This window comes from Streptococcus mitis, from assembly GCF_047459985.1.
GTDB classification, from domain to species: domain Bacteria; phylum Bacillota; class Bacilli; order Lactobacillales; family Streptococcaceae; genus Streptococcus; species Streptococcus mitis_DZ.
On sequence record NZ_JASHHD010000010.1, the window covers coordinates 1 to 16,150 of the forward strand.

The window sequence follows — 16,150 nt, forward strand, 5'->3', positions numbered from 1 at the left end:
CGCCACGTTTCACAGTCTTGGTATTCAAGTTTTGTTTTTCGTTGTTAGATGCATCGTCCGCATATGGGTTCGCATTTGTATCTGCGTACTTGTCTGCCAACTCTTTATCATCATCAACGAGCTTGTCACCTGTGATATCGAATTTTTCTTCAGAGACAACGTATTTCTCTGGTTGGAACTTAGGTTCTTCCGGAGGAGTGACACGGTTATTGAACTCTTTATCAGCAGCATCTGTTACGTTAGCAACGATTGCTTTAGCTGTACCATCGTGTGATACTACAACTTTAACAGTAGCAACCATTGTATCGTATTTAACTGTTGCATCTGTACCAGGAGTTTCTTCTACAGTGTAGTTGTATGTCTTACCAAGATCATCACGTCCGAACTCAAGAGTCTTGAAGACAATCTTACCGGCAGCGTCATTCTTAACGCGTTCTACTTCAACACCGTCTTTCTTCAATACGAATTCGAATTCGTTAGCTTGAAGTTCACGACCTTCCAATCGTTTAGTGAAGTTAAGGTCAAGTGGAACCGGAACACTGTTCACACGTTTTTGTGTTGGTTTTTCAGGTTTTTCAACTGTCTTGCTTACTGGGTTGTATACGTGAACTGTTTGGTTGGCTGTATTTTCAATATCAGCACCTGCTTTAACAGATTCTTTCACAGTTGCTGGGATATCAAATTTATAGTAACGTCCAAATGCGAACTTAGTAGTATCGATAACTGGGTTGTTTACTTTATCTTTGATGAATTCTTCTTTAGAAGTTGCAGTGATTGTGCCCTTTTCAACTTTGATGTCGAATTTAGCAGTTACATCTGCACCAGTTTCTGAATCGTATGCTTTGATGTCAGCAGCATTAACGTCCAATTTTTCTGCATCGTATGTATCAGATACACCGACGTATTGGATGTTGTTAGCTTCTGTGAATTTAGTAGTATCAAGCCATACTTGGTAAACCAATTTAGAACCACGTTTAACAGTCTTAGTATTCAAGTTTTCTGGTTCGTTGTTAGTTGTCTTGTCTACATATGGATCTGCATTTGTTTCAGTGTACTCATTTGTCAACTCATTGTCGTCATCCATCAACTTCTTACCAGTGATGTCATATTTCTCTTTAGAAACAACAAATTTTTCTGGTTGGAATTCTGGAGTTTCTGGAGGAGTGACTTTGTTGTTGAATTCTTTATCAGCAGTATCATCAGTAGCGTTACCGTTGGCATCTTTACCACCTGTTGATGTAACGTTTGTAACAGTTGTTAATGAGTGACCGTTCTTAGCAACTTCAACTGTCACTGTAGCTTTCATTTGGTCGTAAGTCATTCCGAATTCTTTGTTTTCAGGAATCACTTCTTCTACAGTATACGTGTGGGTACCAACTTTCGTATTGTCAAATGACAATTCTGAGAAAGTTACGTTACCAGATGCATCGTTTTTAACTGTTTCAACTACTGCACCTGTAGAATCTTTTAATACAAAGCTGAATTCACCTGCTTTAAGTTCACGACCTGCCAATTTCTTAGTGAAGTCAAACTTAGTTACAACTGGAGAAACTACATAGTTATTGAACTCTGTATCTCCTGGCATTGTAACGGCAGCGTTCAAAAGACCTGTTTGAGCGTCTTTTGTGACATTGACAGTCACAACAGCGTTCATTGGATCGTAATCAATGTTTGTATCTGTTCCAGCTTTTTCACGTACAGTGTAAGTATGTGTACCTGCAGCAGCGTATGAGATTGCATCAAATTGGATTGAACCATCCGCTGCGTTTTGTTTAGTTTGGATCACATTGCCGTTTTCAAGCAACTCGAATGTGAAGGCATTTGCTTCAAGAGTCTTACCTTCCAAACGTTTTGTAAAGCGGAATTGTGCTTGTGTTGCAGCTGGTGTGAAGGTGTTATTGAACTCTGTATCTGCTGGAAGTTTATTAGTTGCTTTAAGTACGTGACCTTCTTTAGTAACAGTAATTGTTACTTCAGCTTTCATTGGGTCATATTGCATACCAGCTTCAGAACCTTGAACTTCTTCAACAGTGTACTTATGTGTACCAACCTGTGTATTGTCAAAAGTCAAATCATCAAAGGCTACAACACCATTAGCATTATTAGTCTTAGTTTGAAGAACAGTTCCTTTGGCATCTTTCAATACAAAGCTGAATTCGCCGTCTTTCAATTCACGACCTGCAAGAGCTTTAGTGAAGTCAAAACGAGTCTTAACTGGTGCTACTGCAAAGTTGTTGAAGACTTTATCATCTGCGCTTGAAGCAAAACCGCCAGTCCCACTGTATTCAACAGTTGCTTGTAAATCACCATGAGCATCTTTTGTAACCTTCACAGTCATAGTTACTTCCATAGCATCATAGTCGACATCCTTGTCTCTGCCAGCTAATTCAGTGATAGTATATGTATAAGTACCTTCTTTTGTATATGACAATTCAGAGAAGGTTGCCTTACCTTCTTTATTTGTAACAGTTTCTTCCACACCAGGTGAAGATGAGTTTTCCTTAATCTTGAAGCTGAATTCACCATCTTTAAGGGTACGACCTTCCAATTGTTTTTCTACTTCTGGTTTCACCTTGATAGTTTCTTCTGTCTTATCGTAGTAATAAATTGGTTGTTTATACGGTGTCAAAGAGTTAAGCAAGTCAACGTTTGTACCGATACCACCAACTCCTCGAATCAATTGTTCGTTTGGAGAAAGGTGACCAATGTTATCACCCAAGAATGGAACGAAAACACTCTTCTTAGGTGTGTATCCAGCAGCTCTTTGGAAATCAAATGTAACTTCTTTACCGTTTGGATAATTTACACCTTTCGCATCAGTGAAAGGAATAGTATAAAGTGGAGACTTCTTAACTGCCAAGTCTTCTGTATTTATATTTCCTGGTTTAATCGGCTTCGTTTCTGCTAGCAACATGTAGCCATCAGTACTCAAGGTACCATTAGAACGTTTGCTTTGTTGTTTTGGATCTAGTAAGTAAACGCGAACAACTACAGTTCCATCTTCACCCACGATTTCTTTAATACGCTTAATTCCAGCACGCTCAGCATCCAAAAACCTGGTGCCAACCTTATACGGACGACTGACATATCCAGAAGTCGTATCTGGACCGGCAGTTTGATAGAGCTTGTAAGTTGTCTCTTTGGTAACCCCATTTCCTAGGTCAGTTTTCTTGGTAAACTGACGTTCTCCAGAAGCTGTGAAATTTTGACCCTCCATAGCTTTAAGAGTGTATGAAGCCAAGTTTACTTCATTGCCATTTTCTTTATAATCTTGAACCGTTGCATCCGTTTTATTAGCCTTAAATGTTGGATTATTTTTATCAACTACTTTATAGTAAGTTGTTTTTTCAACGAATGCTGGAATTTTAGCATTAGTATCAGTAATTGTACGACCGTTATAACGTGGTTCTACAACGTTGATAATATCTGTTGATGTACGAGCAGCATAAACAGCATCGTATAATTTTTTCTCATCCGGAGTAAGGTTATGTCCTGGAGCTACTAAAGCTTGGATACTTGCCCCAACTTCATAACCAAATTGAATAAATGGTTGGTCCGTTTTACCAGGTCCAGTTCCTAAACCTTTGTCGTAATCTACTTGATAAGTTAACTCTCCTCTAGATGCAGTTGTAGTAGTCGTGAATTTTTGAATACCACTAGAGGCAGTAATTGTTCTTGTTTCAACTACAGCACCAGTATTTTTGTTGATCAATTCAACAGTCGTATCTGTTGAAGCATCAAATCTCTTATAGGCACGTGTATAGTAGTTTGTATTGTATCGTTCGTTGAAGCGAGTGAGGTCTACGATACTGTATGTATAGACATCACCTTCTTTAGCTTGATAACCTGATGGTACTGTTTGTGAACGAACACTTGCACCATTCGGATCTGTCATGTCAGGTGTAGCAACTTCACCATCTTTTAGATAAGTTGTTACAGAAACCGGCTCGTTATTGTGATCAGTAGTATCCCGGCGACTACGGCGACGGCCACCATCTGTAGCCAAAGCCCCTGCATTTACAGTGTTTTCCGCTGCTAAGGCAAGGGTTGCTTTATCAACGAGCGGTTTTGCATCAACCTTATCTACACTAGCATTTGTATCAAGGCTAGTTGCCTCAGCTACAGCTGAAAGTTCTACTTTAGACTCAGCTTTTGCTTCGACCTTAGAATCAGCCACAGTTTCTACTGCTTTTGAATCAGTTGCTGCTGGTTTAGCAGAGTCAGTCTTCACTTCAGAACTAGGATCTTTTGATTCCTCAGATTTAGCTTGAATAGTTGTAGGTTTAGCTTCTTCAGAGGTAACTCCAGTTGATTCTGATTTTACATCTTCAGTTTTTAAAGATTCTACTTTATTTTCTGAAGTTTTCTCGGCAATAGCCTTATCTGTATCAAGAAGCTCTTCTTTAGGCTTATCTTTATCCACAAGTCCGGTATTTTCTCCAGGATTTGACTGGGAAATAATATCAGATGCTTTTACAGCACCACCGTTAGCCATTAAAAAGCTAAGGGTTGTTCCTAAGAAAACTGATGCGACCCCAACTTTATATTTTCTTAAAGAAAATCGTTGTTGCTCTCTTCTTATCATGTGATAAGTTCTCCTTTTTTACATTTTAACTAATAATATGTAAGAATAGTTGGAATTTTCAGAAAATAAAACACCATCCTCCACACTATAGTAACGCTAATAGTATATCATATACGCCTTATTATATCAAGAATAATGAGTTCTATGAAACTACTTTTAAAATACATAATTTATACGTAATTTATATTTAAGAGTAATATTTAACCACAAAAAAATCTAAGCAGGCATATCCTGCTAACCCATGACAGAAAACGAAGTTTATCCTATAATTACGCTGAATAATACAAATCCGTGGTGTTTAATAGGGCTTTTCCTAGCCTGTACAAAAAACTGGATGAACAAGAGTCATGAGATAACTCGAATATGCCTTGAGCATGAAAATATCTTACTGGTAGCCTCTTGTTCAATTGTTCAATAATTAACAGGAGTTTTTTATAATGGAAGTCATGATTGAAACTTCTTGTGGTATTGATGTACACCAAAAATCCATTGTTTGTTGTATTCTAGATGGTCCACTAGATACCAACAAGCCAAAGAAAATTCAGAAGAAATTTGGGACAACTACTGTAGCTCTTCGCAATGCCTTAGATTGGATGGTAGAAAACCATGTCACACATGTCTTTTTTGAAAGTACTGGGCAATATTGGCTCCCTCTCTTTAATATCTTTTCAGATTCTGATCTCGTCTTAGTACTTGCCAATCCTCTACATATCAAGAATGTACCTGATCGTAAGACAGACGTGAAGGACGCTGAATGGATTGCTCAACTCGGCCGTTGCGGATTAATTGAACCTTCCTATATCCCTGCCCCTGAAGTGGTACAGCTTCATTTACTGACACGTCGCATGCGTTCTTACAAGTACCGTCAAACTCAAGTCAAAAATGAAATTCACAATCTCTTACAACGGGCCAATATCAAGCTAACCAGTTATCTTTCTGATATTTTTTCTAAGACGGGGCAAGGACTTTTAAAATGATTCATTAACGGAGAAATAATTAATGTAGAATCGGTTTTCCCATGTATCCAGAAGCGAGTGAAAGCAAGTCCAGAAGAACTCGTTGAAGCGATGGAAGGAAAGTTGTCACTAGAAGATCGCTTTCTCTTAGACCAGAGCTTAGAGGAATGTCAGATGTATCAGGAACTCATTGAAAAACTGACCGATGAGATTCAACACTACATCGAAAAGGAGTTTCCCTGAGGAAAATAGGATACTTCAAACCATTCCAGGTGTGAATGAAAACTGTGCTGCCACTATTCTAGCTGAGATTGGACCCACTGTTATAGCCTTTCCATCCGATGCACACTTAGCATCATGGGCTGGACTCTGCCCAGGGTCTTATGAAAGTGCTGCATAAAAAAATCCTCACATATCACGCAAGGAAATCGCTATATCAAACAGGCTTTGACCATGTCGGGATTGATTGCAGCACATTCTAAGGATCCAGCTTTTTCTTCTTTTTACAATCGAATTTCCCAAAGAGGAAGCAAGATGAAGGCGGTTATTGCTTGTGCTCATAAGATTCTCAGAATCATTTACAAACTACTCTCAACCAAGCAGATTTATCAAAAAGAAAAGGCGCTAGGACTGAGGAAACAGGTCTAACGCCCAAACTAAAAAAATTTCAATTACAGTATAGCACAGGAAGCGATTTTTTACTGTTTTTTTCAAATAAAATCCCCTCAAAAGAGGAGATTCAATTATTCTTGAATATGACGGTCTAAGTTCTTCTGATAATCAGCATTTGATTTGGCTTTTTCATCAGCAAATTTCTTGCGGAACTCATCCATTTCTTTAGTAGTGACGATCTTATCTTGGAGTTTAAGATATTTATAGCTGTGTTCACTGGTCTTATCACCTACCCAGCCACCTGCACCGCTACCTGGAACTTTCTTAGTTATCAGCATTTGGGCACCGTCTGAGTGTACAGGAATAACCAAGGCACTATCTGTTAACCAAGCTTGAGCCTTAGCATATTTAGAATAACGTTTTTCAAGATCTGTTTTCTCACCACTAGCATCCGTAATTAACTCTTTAAACTTATCTAACCCAACAGCTTTGATTGCCGGATTATCTGTACCTGGTGCTACACCTAAGGAACCAAGAAGATTTGGTCCAGATGTTGGATCAAATATATCTAGATAAGTTGAAGGATCTGCGTAATCAGGCCCCCATCCACTATTTGCATTAATATCCCAGTCTGTATTTGTATTGGAAGTAGCTAGAACAGTCATACTTGCCAATTCATCGTCAGAAACTTGTTGAATATCAACTACAACATTATCTGAGCCAAGAGCTTCCTCGACGGATTGTTTATAAGATTGAGCTTGACGCACAAATTCTGGACGAGTAGAAGATACTGGAATATCTAAATGAATAGGGAACTGTACTCCATCAGCTTGAAGAGTTTTCTTGGCAGCTTCAAATTTAGTCTTAGCCTTATCTACATTATGAAGTGAATCCTGGGCATCATCAAGACTGACATCTTTCCATACACCATCTAATTTATCCAATTCTGCCTTAGCTACTTGCCCAAATGACTGCTCTCCTACTTGTACAAATGTTGGAGGGGTTAAACTTGTACGTAATTTACGCGGTCCTACTTCGTCCCCAAATACTTGAGAGATCCCTGCTTTACGATCTGTAGCAAAAGCCAAGGATTGACGGAAATCTTTGTTCAGCAAAGCCTTCTTAGTAGATGATTTTTCTGCATCACTTGTTTTAGCGGTGTGATTGTAGGCAACACGGTCAATATTCGTCGAAATATAGAAAGTAGTTCCTTGTTGTTGACTATAAATAATGTTATCTTTGTATTTTTCTTTTAGCCGTTCATAGTTAGCAGAGTTTTTAAAGAGAGGTGCTGCAGGATAATTTCCTTCATCAAAACCACGTCCAAGAGAGTCTGCATCCTGACCATCAAAGTAAGATAACTTAATATCATCAATAAAGACATTTTGTTTATCCCAATAGTTTTGGTTTTTAGTCATTTCAATAGAAGATTTAGATGTAAGACCTTTTAAAAGATAAGCCCCATTGTATAGAATGCTTGTTATATCAGTCGCCTTACCAAAGTCATCTCCTTTAGAAACTAAAAAGTCTTCGCTAACAGGAGCAAGAATACCCATTGTTGTCTTCGAATTCCAGAAAGATTCTGGATGGTTTAAAGTATAGACTACAGTATAATCGTCTGTTGCTTTTACACCAACAGTAGAAAAATCCGTTGTTTTCCCATTTACATAGTCATCTAATCCTTTAATAGAATCCTGTACAAGATAAAGTCCTTCTGATTTCTTGTCAGCTGCGTGTTTTAGACCAGTCACAAAATCCTGAGCCTTAACTTCTCCATATTCTTCGCCTTCATTGGTATACCACTTGATACCCTTACGAATTTTATAGGTATAGGTCAAACCATCTTTGGAAACAGTCCAATCTTCTGCAACTGATGGTACTAGATTCCCGTATTGATCATTTTCCAGTAATCCATCAATGACATTACCAGTAATCTGTTTTGTAGACTTTTGCCCCGAAACCGTATAATCCAGAGTCGCAGGATCTGATGAAAATACATAGGCATAAGTAACTGGTTTAGTTGCTTCTTTATTCCCATTACCAGATGAACAAGCTGCTAGAACAGCTGCCGAGAGGACAGCAACTCCTGCTGCTAAGAAAACACGTTTTTTCATATTCAAACTCCTTTGATAATTTGATAGATTTATTATAGCACTTTTCAAAAGGAAATCAACAATAAAAATAAAATATTATCATATTTTATAGTTTGTTTGTACCTACTAAGTACTGCTTCAACTCTATTTTTGTGATATAATAGTCTTATCTTTATATAGAGGTAAAGTTATGAAAGAAACTGTTTATTTTGGTACTTATACACGTCGTACTTCCCAAGGGATTTACAAGGCAGACTTTGATACAGAAACTGGTCAGCTTTCAAATCTAGAACTTTTTGCTCCTGAACCAAGTCCAACCTACCTTGCCTTTGACCAACACCAACATTTATACACTGTTGGTAGCCAAGACGATAAGGGGGGGATTGCAGCCTATCAAACTGATGGAACCTTATTAAATCATGTCGTTGAAGAAGGAGCTCCCCACTGTTATGTTGCCGTTGATGAAAAGCGTAATTTGGTGTACGCAGCAAACTACCACAAGGGACAGGTCCTTGTTTATAAACGCAAGGAAGATGGGAGTCTTCTACTTAGTGATGTAGATCAACATAGTGGCCAAGGTCCACATGAAAATCAAGCTTCGCCCCATGTTCACTACACAGACTTAACACCTGACCACTTTCTAGTGACCTGTGATTTAGGTACTGACCAAGTCATCACTTATGACCTTGATCAAGAAGGGAAATTATCTAAGCTCTATACCTATCACAGCCAGCCAGGAGCAGGTTCACGTCACATCATTTTCCATAACCACTATAAAATCGCTTATCTGATTTGTGAACTCAATAGCACTATAGAAGTTTTAATCTACGATGGTGTTGGCGAATTTGAACGCATGCAAGTCATTTCAACTTTACCAGAAGGTTATGAAGGTTTTAATGGAACCGCTGCTATTCGTCTCTCTAAAGACGGTAAATACCTCTACGCTTCCAACCGTGGTCATGATTCTATCGCAGTATATACAATCCTTGCGGATGGTAGCTTAGAGTTATTAGAAATCGTTCCGACACATGGTCAGACTCCACGTGATTTTGATTTGACACCAGACCAAGAATTTGTTATTGCTGTCCATCAAGACTCTGACAATGCAACCGTCTTTAAACGTAATCCTGAAACTGGTCGTCTAGCAGAACTTTCTAACGACTTCCATGTTCCTGAAGCGGTCTGTATCCGTTTTGCACCTTAATACTCAATGAAAATCAAAAAGCAAACTAGGAAGCTAGCCGCAGGTTGCTCAAAACACTGTTTTGAGGTTGTAGATAAGACTGACGAAGTCAGCTCAAAACACGGTTTTGAGGTTGTAGATAAGACTGACGAAGTCAGTAACCATACCTACGGCAAGGTGAAGCTGACGTGGTTTGAAGAGATTTTCGAAGAGTATAAGAATACATAAAAAATGAACTTGTTAACTCAAGTTCATTTTTTCTTATAGTCTATTTCCGACATTAATACGATTAATAGCACGTTGCAAAGCAATCTTAGCACGACGCTCTTGATCAATCAGGTGTTTTTCATGGGCTTCTTCGATTTCGCGCTCCGCACGAAGCTTAGCACGTTCTGCACGGCTAACATCGATATCACGAGCACGTTCTGCAGAGTCAGCAACGATTGTGATGATATCATTGGCAATTTCAATAACGCCTCCGTTTACTGCAATCCAGTTCACGTGATCTTCATCATCAATACGTTTTACCTTTACTTCATCAACTGCTAGAACCGCAATCATATTTTCATGTCGTGGCAAGATCCCCATCTCACCATCCAGAGTTCGAACCGATACATAGCTGGCATGGTGATCATAGACGAGACCATCTGGTGTCACGATCTGGACAGTTAACTGAGCCATAGATCACCTCTTAAAATCCCATTTTTTCAGCTTTTGCAATCACATCTTCGATAGAACCTACACCACGGAAGGCATCTTCTGGCAAGTGGTCATGTTTACCATCAAGGATTTCCTTAAATCCACGTACAGTTTCAGCAACTGGAACATAAGAACCTGGCTGACCAGTAAATTGTTCCGCAACGTTGAAGTTTTGTGACAGGAAGAACTGGATACGACGGGCACGAGCAACCAAGGTCTTTTCTTCATCAGAAAGCTCATCCATACCAAGGATAGCAATGATATCTTGCAATTCATGGTAACGTTGAAGGACTCGTTTTACTTCAGCAGCAACTGCATAGTGCTCTTCTCCAACAATTTCAGGTGCCAAGGCACGTGAGCTTGAAGCAAGTGGGTCAACGGCTGGGTAGATACCCAATTGTACCAACTTACGTTCCAAGTTTGTTGTAGAATCCAAGTGAGCGAAGGCTGTTGCTGGCGCTGGGTCAGTATAGTCATCCGCTGGCACATAGATAGCCTGGATAGAGGTTACAGAACCCTTCTTGGTTGATGTGATACGCTCTTGCAATTGCCCCATTTCCGTAGCAAGTGTTGGTTGGTAACCAACGGCTGATGGCATACGACCCAAAAGGGCAGATACTTCAGAACCAGCCTGAGTGAAACGGAAGATATTATCGATAAAGAGAAGAACGTCTTGGCCTTCTACATCACGGAAGTATTCAGCGATTGTCAAACCAGTAAGGGCAACACGCATACGTGCTCCTGGTGGCTCATTCATCTGACCAAATACCATGGCTGTTTTCTCGATAACGCCTGATTCTTTCATTTCCCAGTAAAGGTCATTCCCCTCACGAGTACGTTCCCCAACACCAGTAAATACTGAGATACCACCGTGTTCTTGGGCAATGTTGTGAATCAATTCTTGGATTAAGACGGTTTTACCAACTCCGGCACCACCGAAAAGTCCAACCTTACCACCTTTAAGATAAGGGGCAAGAAGGTCAATAACCTTAATCCCTGTTTCAAGGATTTCAGAAGAGGTAGACAACTCATCAAAAGTTGGAGCTTTTTTATGAATTGGCTGACGCTCTGCATCTTCTGTAAAAGGAGCTTCCAAGTCAATGGTATCTCCCAAAACATTGAAGACACGTCCCAAAGTTTCTTTACCTACTGGTACAGAGATTGGACGACCTGTGTCCAATACTTCCATTCCACGAGTCAAACCATCGGTTGATTCCATGGCGATAGTACGGACCATACCATCTCCCAACTCCAAGGCTACTTCAAGGACGATTTTTGTTTTTCTTTCGTCATTTTTGTAGACGACAAGTGCATTGTTAATCTCAGGAAGTTTTTCCCCTGCTGCAAACAAGACGTCTACAACGGGACCGATAACCTGAGCAATTTTACCTGAACTCATCTCCTTCTCCTATTCTATATAAGATACTGTCGGTCCCTAGCTTAACTAGGTCCTAAGTTCATTTTCATACGAGCTGGACTAGAGCCTATTCTAAGGCACTAGCTCCTGCTACAATTTCTGTAATTTCTTGTGTAATCGCCGCCTGTCTGGCACGGTTATACTGAATTGTCAAATCATTAATGACTTTCTTAGCATTATCTGTCGCTGTTTGCATGGCTGTCATACCAGCAGCATTTTCAGCTGTCTTGGCATCGATAATAGCCCCGTAAATCATACTTTCTGCAAACTGAGGCAACAACTGCTCCAAAATTTCTTCTCGGCTGGTTTCCAATTCAAAAGTCAAGCTGTACTCTTCATCCGCTTCATTGGGATCCAAGTCAACAATCGGAAGCATTTGTTCCACACGCATTTGACTGGTTAGCGTATTGACATGGTGGTTGTAGCAGACATAGAGCTCATCAAAAAGTTCATTTTGGTACATTTCAACAGTTTTTGAAATAATCTTACGAACTTCATCAAAGCTAGGCTGATCCGCCAAGCCACGTAGTTCATAAAGTGGTTGAATACCGCGAGCCTTAAAGAAATCAGCTCCCATTCCACCGATACAGATCATTTCAAAACCTTTACCGTCTGGATGGTATTCTTCTTTCAACTCCATAACAGCTTTCAGAATAGAGGAATTATAACCTCCAACCAAACCTCGGTCTGAAGTAATGACGATATAGCCTGTCTTCTTCACTGGACGACTAATCAACATCGGATTGGTTGAGCCACCAGATCCATTACCATGAAGGATATCTGTCAAGAGCTTGCGAACTTTCCGAGCATAAACTTGGAAGTTGCGAGCAGCTTCTTCAGAACGACCTAGCTTGGCAGCCGAAACCATTTGCATGGCATTAGTGATTTGACTCGTATTTTTTGTTGAGGCGATTTTTGTTTTAATATCATTTAGAGATACTGCCATCTGACACCTCTATTCTTATTGGAAGCTGGTTTGATTGAGAAACTCTGTAATCGCAGCATCCAAGACTGCTTCTTCTGGCAAGTCTTTTGTATCACGAATGGTTTCTAAAATCTCTGGGTGTTGAGCGTCAAAGAAGGCATGGAACTCTTCCTCAAAACGAACAATGTCATCTACTGGAACAGTATCCAAGAAACCATGTGTCAAAGCATAAAGAATGGTTACTTGTTTCTCAACAGGTAATGGTTTGTGAACAGGTTGTTTCAAGACCTCAACGGTACGACGTCCACGGTTCAATTTAGCCTGTGTTGCCGCATCCAAGTCAGAACCAAACTTAGTGAAGGCTTCCAACTCACGGTATGAAGCAAGGTCGATACGAAGTGTACCAGCAACCTTCTTCATGGCTTTGATTTGTGCAGAACCACCTACACGAGATACAGATGAACCCGCATCGATGGCTGGACGAATACCCGCATTGAAAAGACCATCACCAAGGAAGATTTGTCCATCAGTGATTGAAATCACGTTGGTTGCGATATAGGCAGAGATATCTCCTGCTTGTGTCTCGATAAATGGTAGGGCTGTAATTGATCCACCACCAAGTTCATCAGAAACTTTAGCTGAGCGCTCAAGCAAACGGCTGTGGAGATAGAAAACATCTCCTGGGAAGGCTTCACGACCTGGAGGACGACGAAGCAAGAGAGACAGTTCACGATAAGCGACCGCTTGTTTTGATAAATCATCATAAACAATCAAAACATGCTTACCTTGGTACATAAATTCTTCCGCCATGGCAACACCAGCATAAGGAGCTAGGAAGAGCAATGGAGATGGTTGTGAAGCAGAAGCTGTCACAACGATTGTGTAGTCCAAGGCACCGTACTGACGGAGTGTTTCTACTTGCGTACGGACTGTTGATTCTTTTTGTCCAATCGCAACATAGATACAGATCATATCTTGACCTTTTTGGTTCAAGATTGTATCAATCGCAATGGTTGTTTTCCCTGTCTGACGGTCACCGATAATCAACTCACGTTGACCACGACCAATCGGTACAAGGGCATCAATAGCTTTCAAACCAGTTTGCAATGGTTCTGATACAGACTTACGTTGCATAACACCAGGAGCTGACGCTTCTACTGGACGAGTTTTATCAGTGTGGATTTCACCAAGACCGTCAACTGGACGACCAAGCGGGTCAACAACACGACCAATGAGACTCTCACCTACTGGAACTTCCATGATTTTTCCTGTACGGCGGATTGTATCGCCCTCACGGATATCTGTAAAGTCACCTAGGATGATAATACCGACGTCTGTTGACTCCAAGTTTTGGGCCATCCCATAAGAGCCGTTTTCAAAGATCAACAACTCTCCACTCATGGCATTTTCAAGGCCGTGAGCACGCGCGATACCGTCCCCGATATAGGTTACAACACCTGTTTCAGTCACATCAAAATTGGGTTTGAAATTTTCAATTTGTTGCTTAATTAAAGCGCTGATTTCTTGTGCGTTAATTGCCAAAAGAACACCACTTTCTATTTCAAATTTTCTTTAACAACTTTAAGTTGTTGTTTAATACTCACATCAATTGTCTTGTGATTGGCAAAAATAACAAAACCACCAATGAGACTTTCATCGATTTGTTCTTTTACACTCCTTACTTTCAGAGACATTTTTTTCTCAATCAAAGGGAGCAAGCGACTCTTCTGTTCAACTGTTAAAGGATGAGCTGAAGTAATCGTCACTTCAAATCGATTTGTTTCTTTTTCAAGTCGGTTCAAGCAATCTACAAGCACATCATAAAAAAGATTTGCTCTGTGATTGTAGATAAGAACCTGGATAAAGTTTTGCAATAAAGGTGACACTGAGTCTTGGAAGAAAGCAATCGTTTTTTCCTTGTCAGACTCGTCTACTGCCACTTTTTTTAAAAAAGAAGGTAAACCTGTTTCTTCAGCAACTTGCTTGATTTGAGTCAAGTCTGAAAAAATAAGGTCTTCTTCTCCTTTTTCAAGTACCAATTGGACAAAAGGCATGCTGTATTTTTCAATTACCTTTACTGTTTTCTTGTCCATTAAGCTTCTCCTAGCTGATCGATATACTGATCAATGAGTTCTTTATGGGCATGACCATCAAGGTTTTGTGAGATGATTTTACCAGCCAAGCTGATTGTCAAATCTGCTACCTCACCCTTAACGCTTTGTAAAGCTTCAGCTTTGTTTTGAGCAATTTCTTGATTTGCTTTTTCTTTTAAGCGTCCTGCTTCTAGTTTAGCATCTGCTAAAATACTAGCTTTACTTTTCTCAGCTGTTTCTTTCGCATTCTCAATGATTGTCTTAGCTTCTTTACGGCTACCAGCCAATTCATCTTCGCGTTTTTGAGCCAACACTTCTGCTTTTTGACGCGCTTCTTCAGCTCTGTCAATATCTGAAGCAATTTTTTCAGCTCTTTCTTCGAAAATGCCTGTAATATTAGACCATGCAAATTTTTTAATCAAGACTAGCAAAAGGATAAAAGAGCCAGCGATTAAAATAAAATTACCAATTAATTCACCTACTGTTATGTGCATCAGTTACTCCTTTCTACTCTTCATCATTAATTTTATTTCCTAGGTACATAGAGGATAATAGTGTAAAGACATAGGCTTGTACACAAGAAATGAACACGGAAAATGCAGTCCAAACTAAGTTTGCCCCAAATGCAACTGGATACCAAAAAATAGCCTGATGTGAAAGTAAGATAAGCAAGCTTGTCATTACTTCACCTGCAAAGATATTCCCAAAAATCCGCAAAGCAAGAGAAAGGAAATTCGTGAATTCTTCAAGTAGATTCATCGGTGTCATAAATGCAGGAGTTACAAAACCTTTTATGTATTGTTTAATCCCACGACGACGAATCCCCTCAATGTGCGCCATCACAATAATACAGAACGACAAGACAAGGTCAAATGAAAGATTTGCAGTTGGCGATGTCCAAAGGTTTGTCCCATCTGTTGTTTGAAGTTTAGCCATCAAACCAAGATTATTGGCGATGACCATAAAAAGAAATAAACATAAGTAAAAGAGTGAGTAATCTTTTATGTAGTGGGAACCAAGGTTAGGTTCTGTAAATCCAATTACAAAATCATAGAGAAACTCTAATACATTTTGTTTACCTTTGGGTCTCAACGTCATATTACGACTTGCCCAATAGATAAATGCAAAAATCAGAAACACAGACAGCAAAGTCAAGGCTGTCAAAGTTAAATCAAAGGTAACAGGACCAATATTGATGGTTGGATTGATACTTTCTTCCATCTAACATTCTCCCTTCTCCAATTTATATTTTGTTATTTAATAATAAATGAGAAGACAAGAGTTATGAAGAAAGTCCCTTCAATAAAGGCAACCCCTAAAAACATCAGACTACGAAACTCAGCGATAATATCTGGTTGGCGAGCTACTGATTTCAACAAACCATTCATCAACAACCCCTCACCAAGAGACACACCCATACAGGCAAGACATAGACCGAAAAATGTTAAATTCATGACGAATTCTCCTTTTAATTAAAATTTACTTACTTAGTTTAGTCCTAAAAATTGGATTTGTCAACTTTTTACTTACGTTGAAAGCGTTTAATGAAAATTATTTCCAATTTTACTATTTTTGAGTCTATTATAT

Annotated in this window: 14 protein-coding genes; 4 read left to right on the top strand and 10 right to left on the bottom strand. The window is 39.5% G+C overall.

The features are described 5' to 3' along the window. The coding region (locus tag QM959_RS06500) for a Spy0128 family protein (RefSeq protein ID WP_414372195.1) at nt 1-4,585 on the bottom strand (4,585 nt) is incomplete at its 3' end. Nucleotides 4,586-5,022: 437 nt separating this feature from the next. Here QM959_RS06500 and QM959_RS06505 point away from each other — a divergent pair. Both QM959_RS06505 and QM959_RS06510 read left to right on the top strand, forming a co-directional pair. Next, nucleotides 5,023-5,562, top strand: coding sequence for an IS110 family transposase (locus QM959_RS06505; RefSeq protein ID WP_414372197.1), 540 nt, complete (start codon nt 5,023-5,025; stop codon nt 5,560-5,562). Nucleotides 5,563-5,746: 184 nt separating this feature from the next. Beyond that, nucleotides 5,747-5,941 (top strand): transposase, encoded by a 195-nt coding sequence (locus QM959_RS06510; protein WP_414372199.1) that lies wholly within the window; start codon nt 5,747-5,749, stop codon nt 5,939-5,941. A gap of 343 nt (nt 5,942-6,284) precedes the next feature. Here QM959_RS06510 and QM959_RS06515 read toward each other — a convergent pair whose 3' ends face one another. Further along, nucleotides 6,285-8,267: a peptide ABC transporter substrate-binding protein gene (locus QM959_RS06515; RefSeq protein WP_247934431.1), complete on the bottom strand. Its 1,983-nt coding sequence runs from the start codon at nt 8,265-8,267 to the stop codon at nt 6,285-6,287. A 169-nt stretch (nt 8,268-8,436) separates the two neighbouring features. On the opposite strand from QM959_RS06515, the gene QM959_RS06520 reads away from it, so the two are divergent. Further along, complete coding sequence (locus QM959_RS06520) at nt 8,437-9,450, top strand: lactonase family protein (protein WP_414372201.1); 1,014 nt, start codon at nt 8,437-8,439, stop codon at nt 9,448-9,450. A 6-nt stretch (nt 9,451-9,456) separates the two neighbouring features. Then, nucleotides 9,457-9,657, top strand: a complete 201-nt coding sequence (locus QM959_RS06525) for a hypothetical protein (protein WP_414372203.1) — start codon at nt 9,457-9,459, stop codon at nt 9,655-9,657. A gap of 33 nt (nt 9,658-9,690) precedes the next feature. Here the strand turns inward: QM959_RS06525 and QM959_RS06530 are convergent, their stop codons facing one another. The 8 genes from QM959_RS06530 to QM959_RS06565 form a co-directional block, all read right to left on the bottom strand. Beyond that, entirely contained in the window at nt 9,691-10,110 is a 420-nt protein-coding gene (locus QM959_RS06530) for a F0F1 ATP synthase subunit epsilon (RefSeq protein WP_414372205.1), read from the bottom strand. 10 nt (nt 10,111-10,120) lie between these two features. Next, complete coding sequence (atpD, locus tag QM959_RS06535; RefSeq protein ID WP_000094357.1) at nt 10,121-11,527, bottom strand: F0F1 ATP synthase subunit beta; 1,407 nt, start codon at nt 11,525-11,527, stop codon at nt 10,121-10,123. A gap of 85 nt (nt 11,528-11,612) precedes the next feature. After that, nucleotides 11,613-12,491 carry a F0F1 ATP synthase subunit gamma gene (locus QM959_RS06540; protein ID WP_414372208.1) on the bottom strand — a complete coding sequence of 293 codons (879 nt, stop codon included), beginning with the start codon at nt 12,489-12,491 and terminating at the stop codon, nt 11,613-11,615. A 15-nt stretch (nt 12,492-12,506) separates the two neighbouring features. After that, nucleotides 12,507-14,012 (bottom strand): F0F1 ATP synthase subunit alpha, encoded by a 1,506-nt coding sequence (gene atpA / locus QM959_RS06545; RefSeq protein ID WP_414372211.1) that lies wholly within the window; start codon nt 14,010-14,012, stop codon nt 12,507-12,509. A gap of 14 nt (nt 14,013-14,026) precedes the next feature. Next, a complete protein-coding gene (locus QM959_RS06550; protein ID WP_414372212.1) occupies nt 14,027-14,563 on the bottom strand; it encodes a F0F1 ATP synthase subunit delta in 537 nt (178 codons plus the stop codon). After that, on the bottom strand, nt 14,563-15,057 hold the full coding sequence (gene atpF / locus QM959_RS06555; protein WP_247934437.1) for a F0F1 ATP synthase subunit B: 495 nt from the start codon (nt 15,055-15,057) through the stop codon (nt 14,563-14,565). Before atpF ends, QM959_RS06550 begins: the two co-directional genes overlap by 1 nt. A 13-nt stretch (nt 15,058-15,070) precedes the next feature. Beyond that, complete coding sequence (gene atpB, locus QM959_RS06560) at nt 15,071-15,784, bottom strand: F0F1 ATP synthase subunit A (protein WP_414372213.1); 714 nt, start codon at nt 15,782-15,784, stop codon at nt 15,071-15,073. Between the two features lie 32 nt (nt 15,785-15,816). Next, entirely contained in the window at nt 15,817-16,017 is a 201-nt protein-coding gene (locus QM959_RS06565) for a F0F1 ATP synthase subunit C (RefSeq protein WP_247934438.1), read from the bottom strand. Between the last annotated feature and the right edge of the window lie 133 nt (nt 16,018-16,150).

Coding starts and splice junctions, on each gene's coding strand:
- atpD (WP_000094357.1), bottom strand. CDS start 11,527: ATGAGTTCAGGTAAAATTGCTCAGGTTATCGGTCCCGTTGTAGACGTC.
- QM959_RS06515 (WP_247934431.1), bottom strand. CDS start 8,267: ATGAAAAAACGTGTTTTCTTAGCAGCAGGAGTTGCTGTCCTCTCGGCA.
- QM959_RS06510 (WP_414372199.1), top strand. CDS start 5,747: ATGAGATTCAACACTACATCGAAAAGGAGTTTCCCTGAGGAAAATAGG.
- QM959_RS06505 (WP_414372197.1), top strand. CDS start 5,023: ATGGAAGTCATGATTGAAACTTCTTGTGGTATTGATGTACACCAAAAA.
- QM959_RS06540 (WP_414372208.1), bottom strand. CDS start 12,491: ATGGCAGTATCTCTAAATGATATTAAAACAAAAATCGCCTCAACAAAA.
- QM959_RS06520 (WP_414372201.1), top strand. CDS start 8,437: ATGAAAGAAACTGTTTATTTTGGTACTTATACACGTCGTACTTCCCAA.
- QM959_RS06550 (WP_414372212.1), bottom strand. CDS start 14,563: ATGGACAAGAAAACAGTAAAGGTAATTGAAAAATACAGCATGCCTTTT.
- QM959_RS06525 (WP_414372203.1), top strand. CDS start 9,457: ATGAAAATCAAAAAGCAAACTAGGAAGCTAGCCGCAGGTTGCTCAAAA.
- QM959_RS06565 (WP_247934438.1), bottom strand. CDS start 16,017: ATGAATTTAACATTTTTCGGTCTATGTCTTGCCTGTATGGGTGTGTCT.
- atpF (WP_247934437.1), bottom strand. CDS start 15,057: ATGCACATAACAGTAGGTGAATTAATTGGTAATTTTATTTTAATCGCT.
- atpB (WP_414372213.1), bottom strand. CDS start 15,784: ATGGAAGAAAGTATCAATCCAACCATCAATATTGGTCCTGTTACCTTT.
- QM959_RS06530 (WP_414372205.1), bottom strand. CDS start 10,110: ATGGCTCAGTTAACTGTCCAGATCGTGACACCAGATGGTCTCGTCTAT.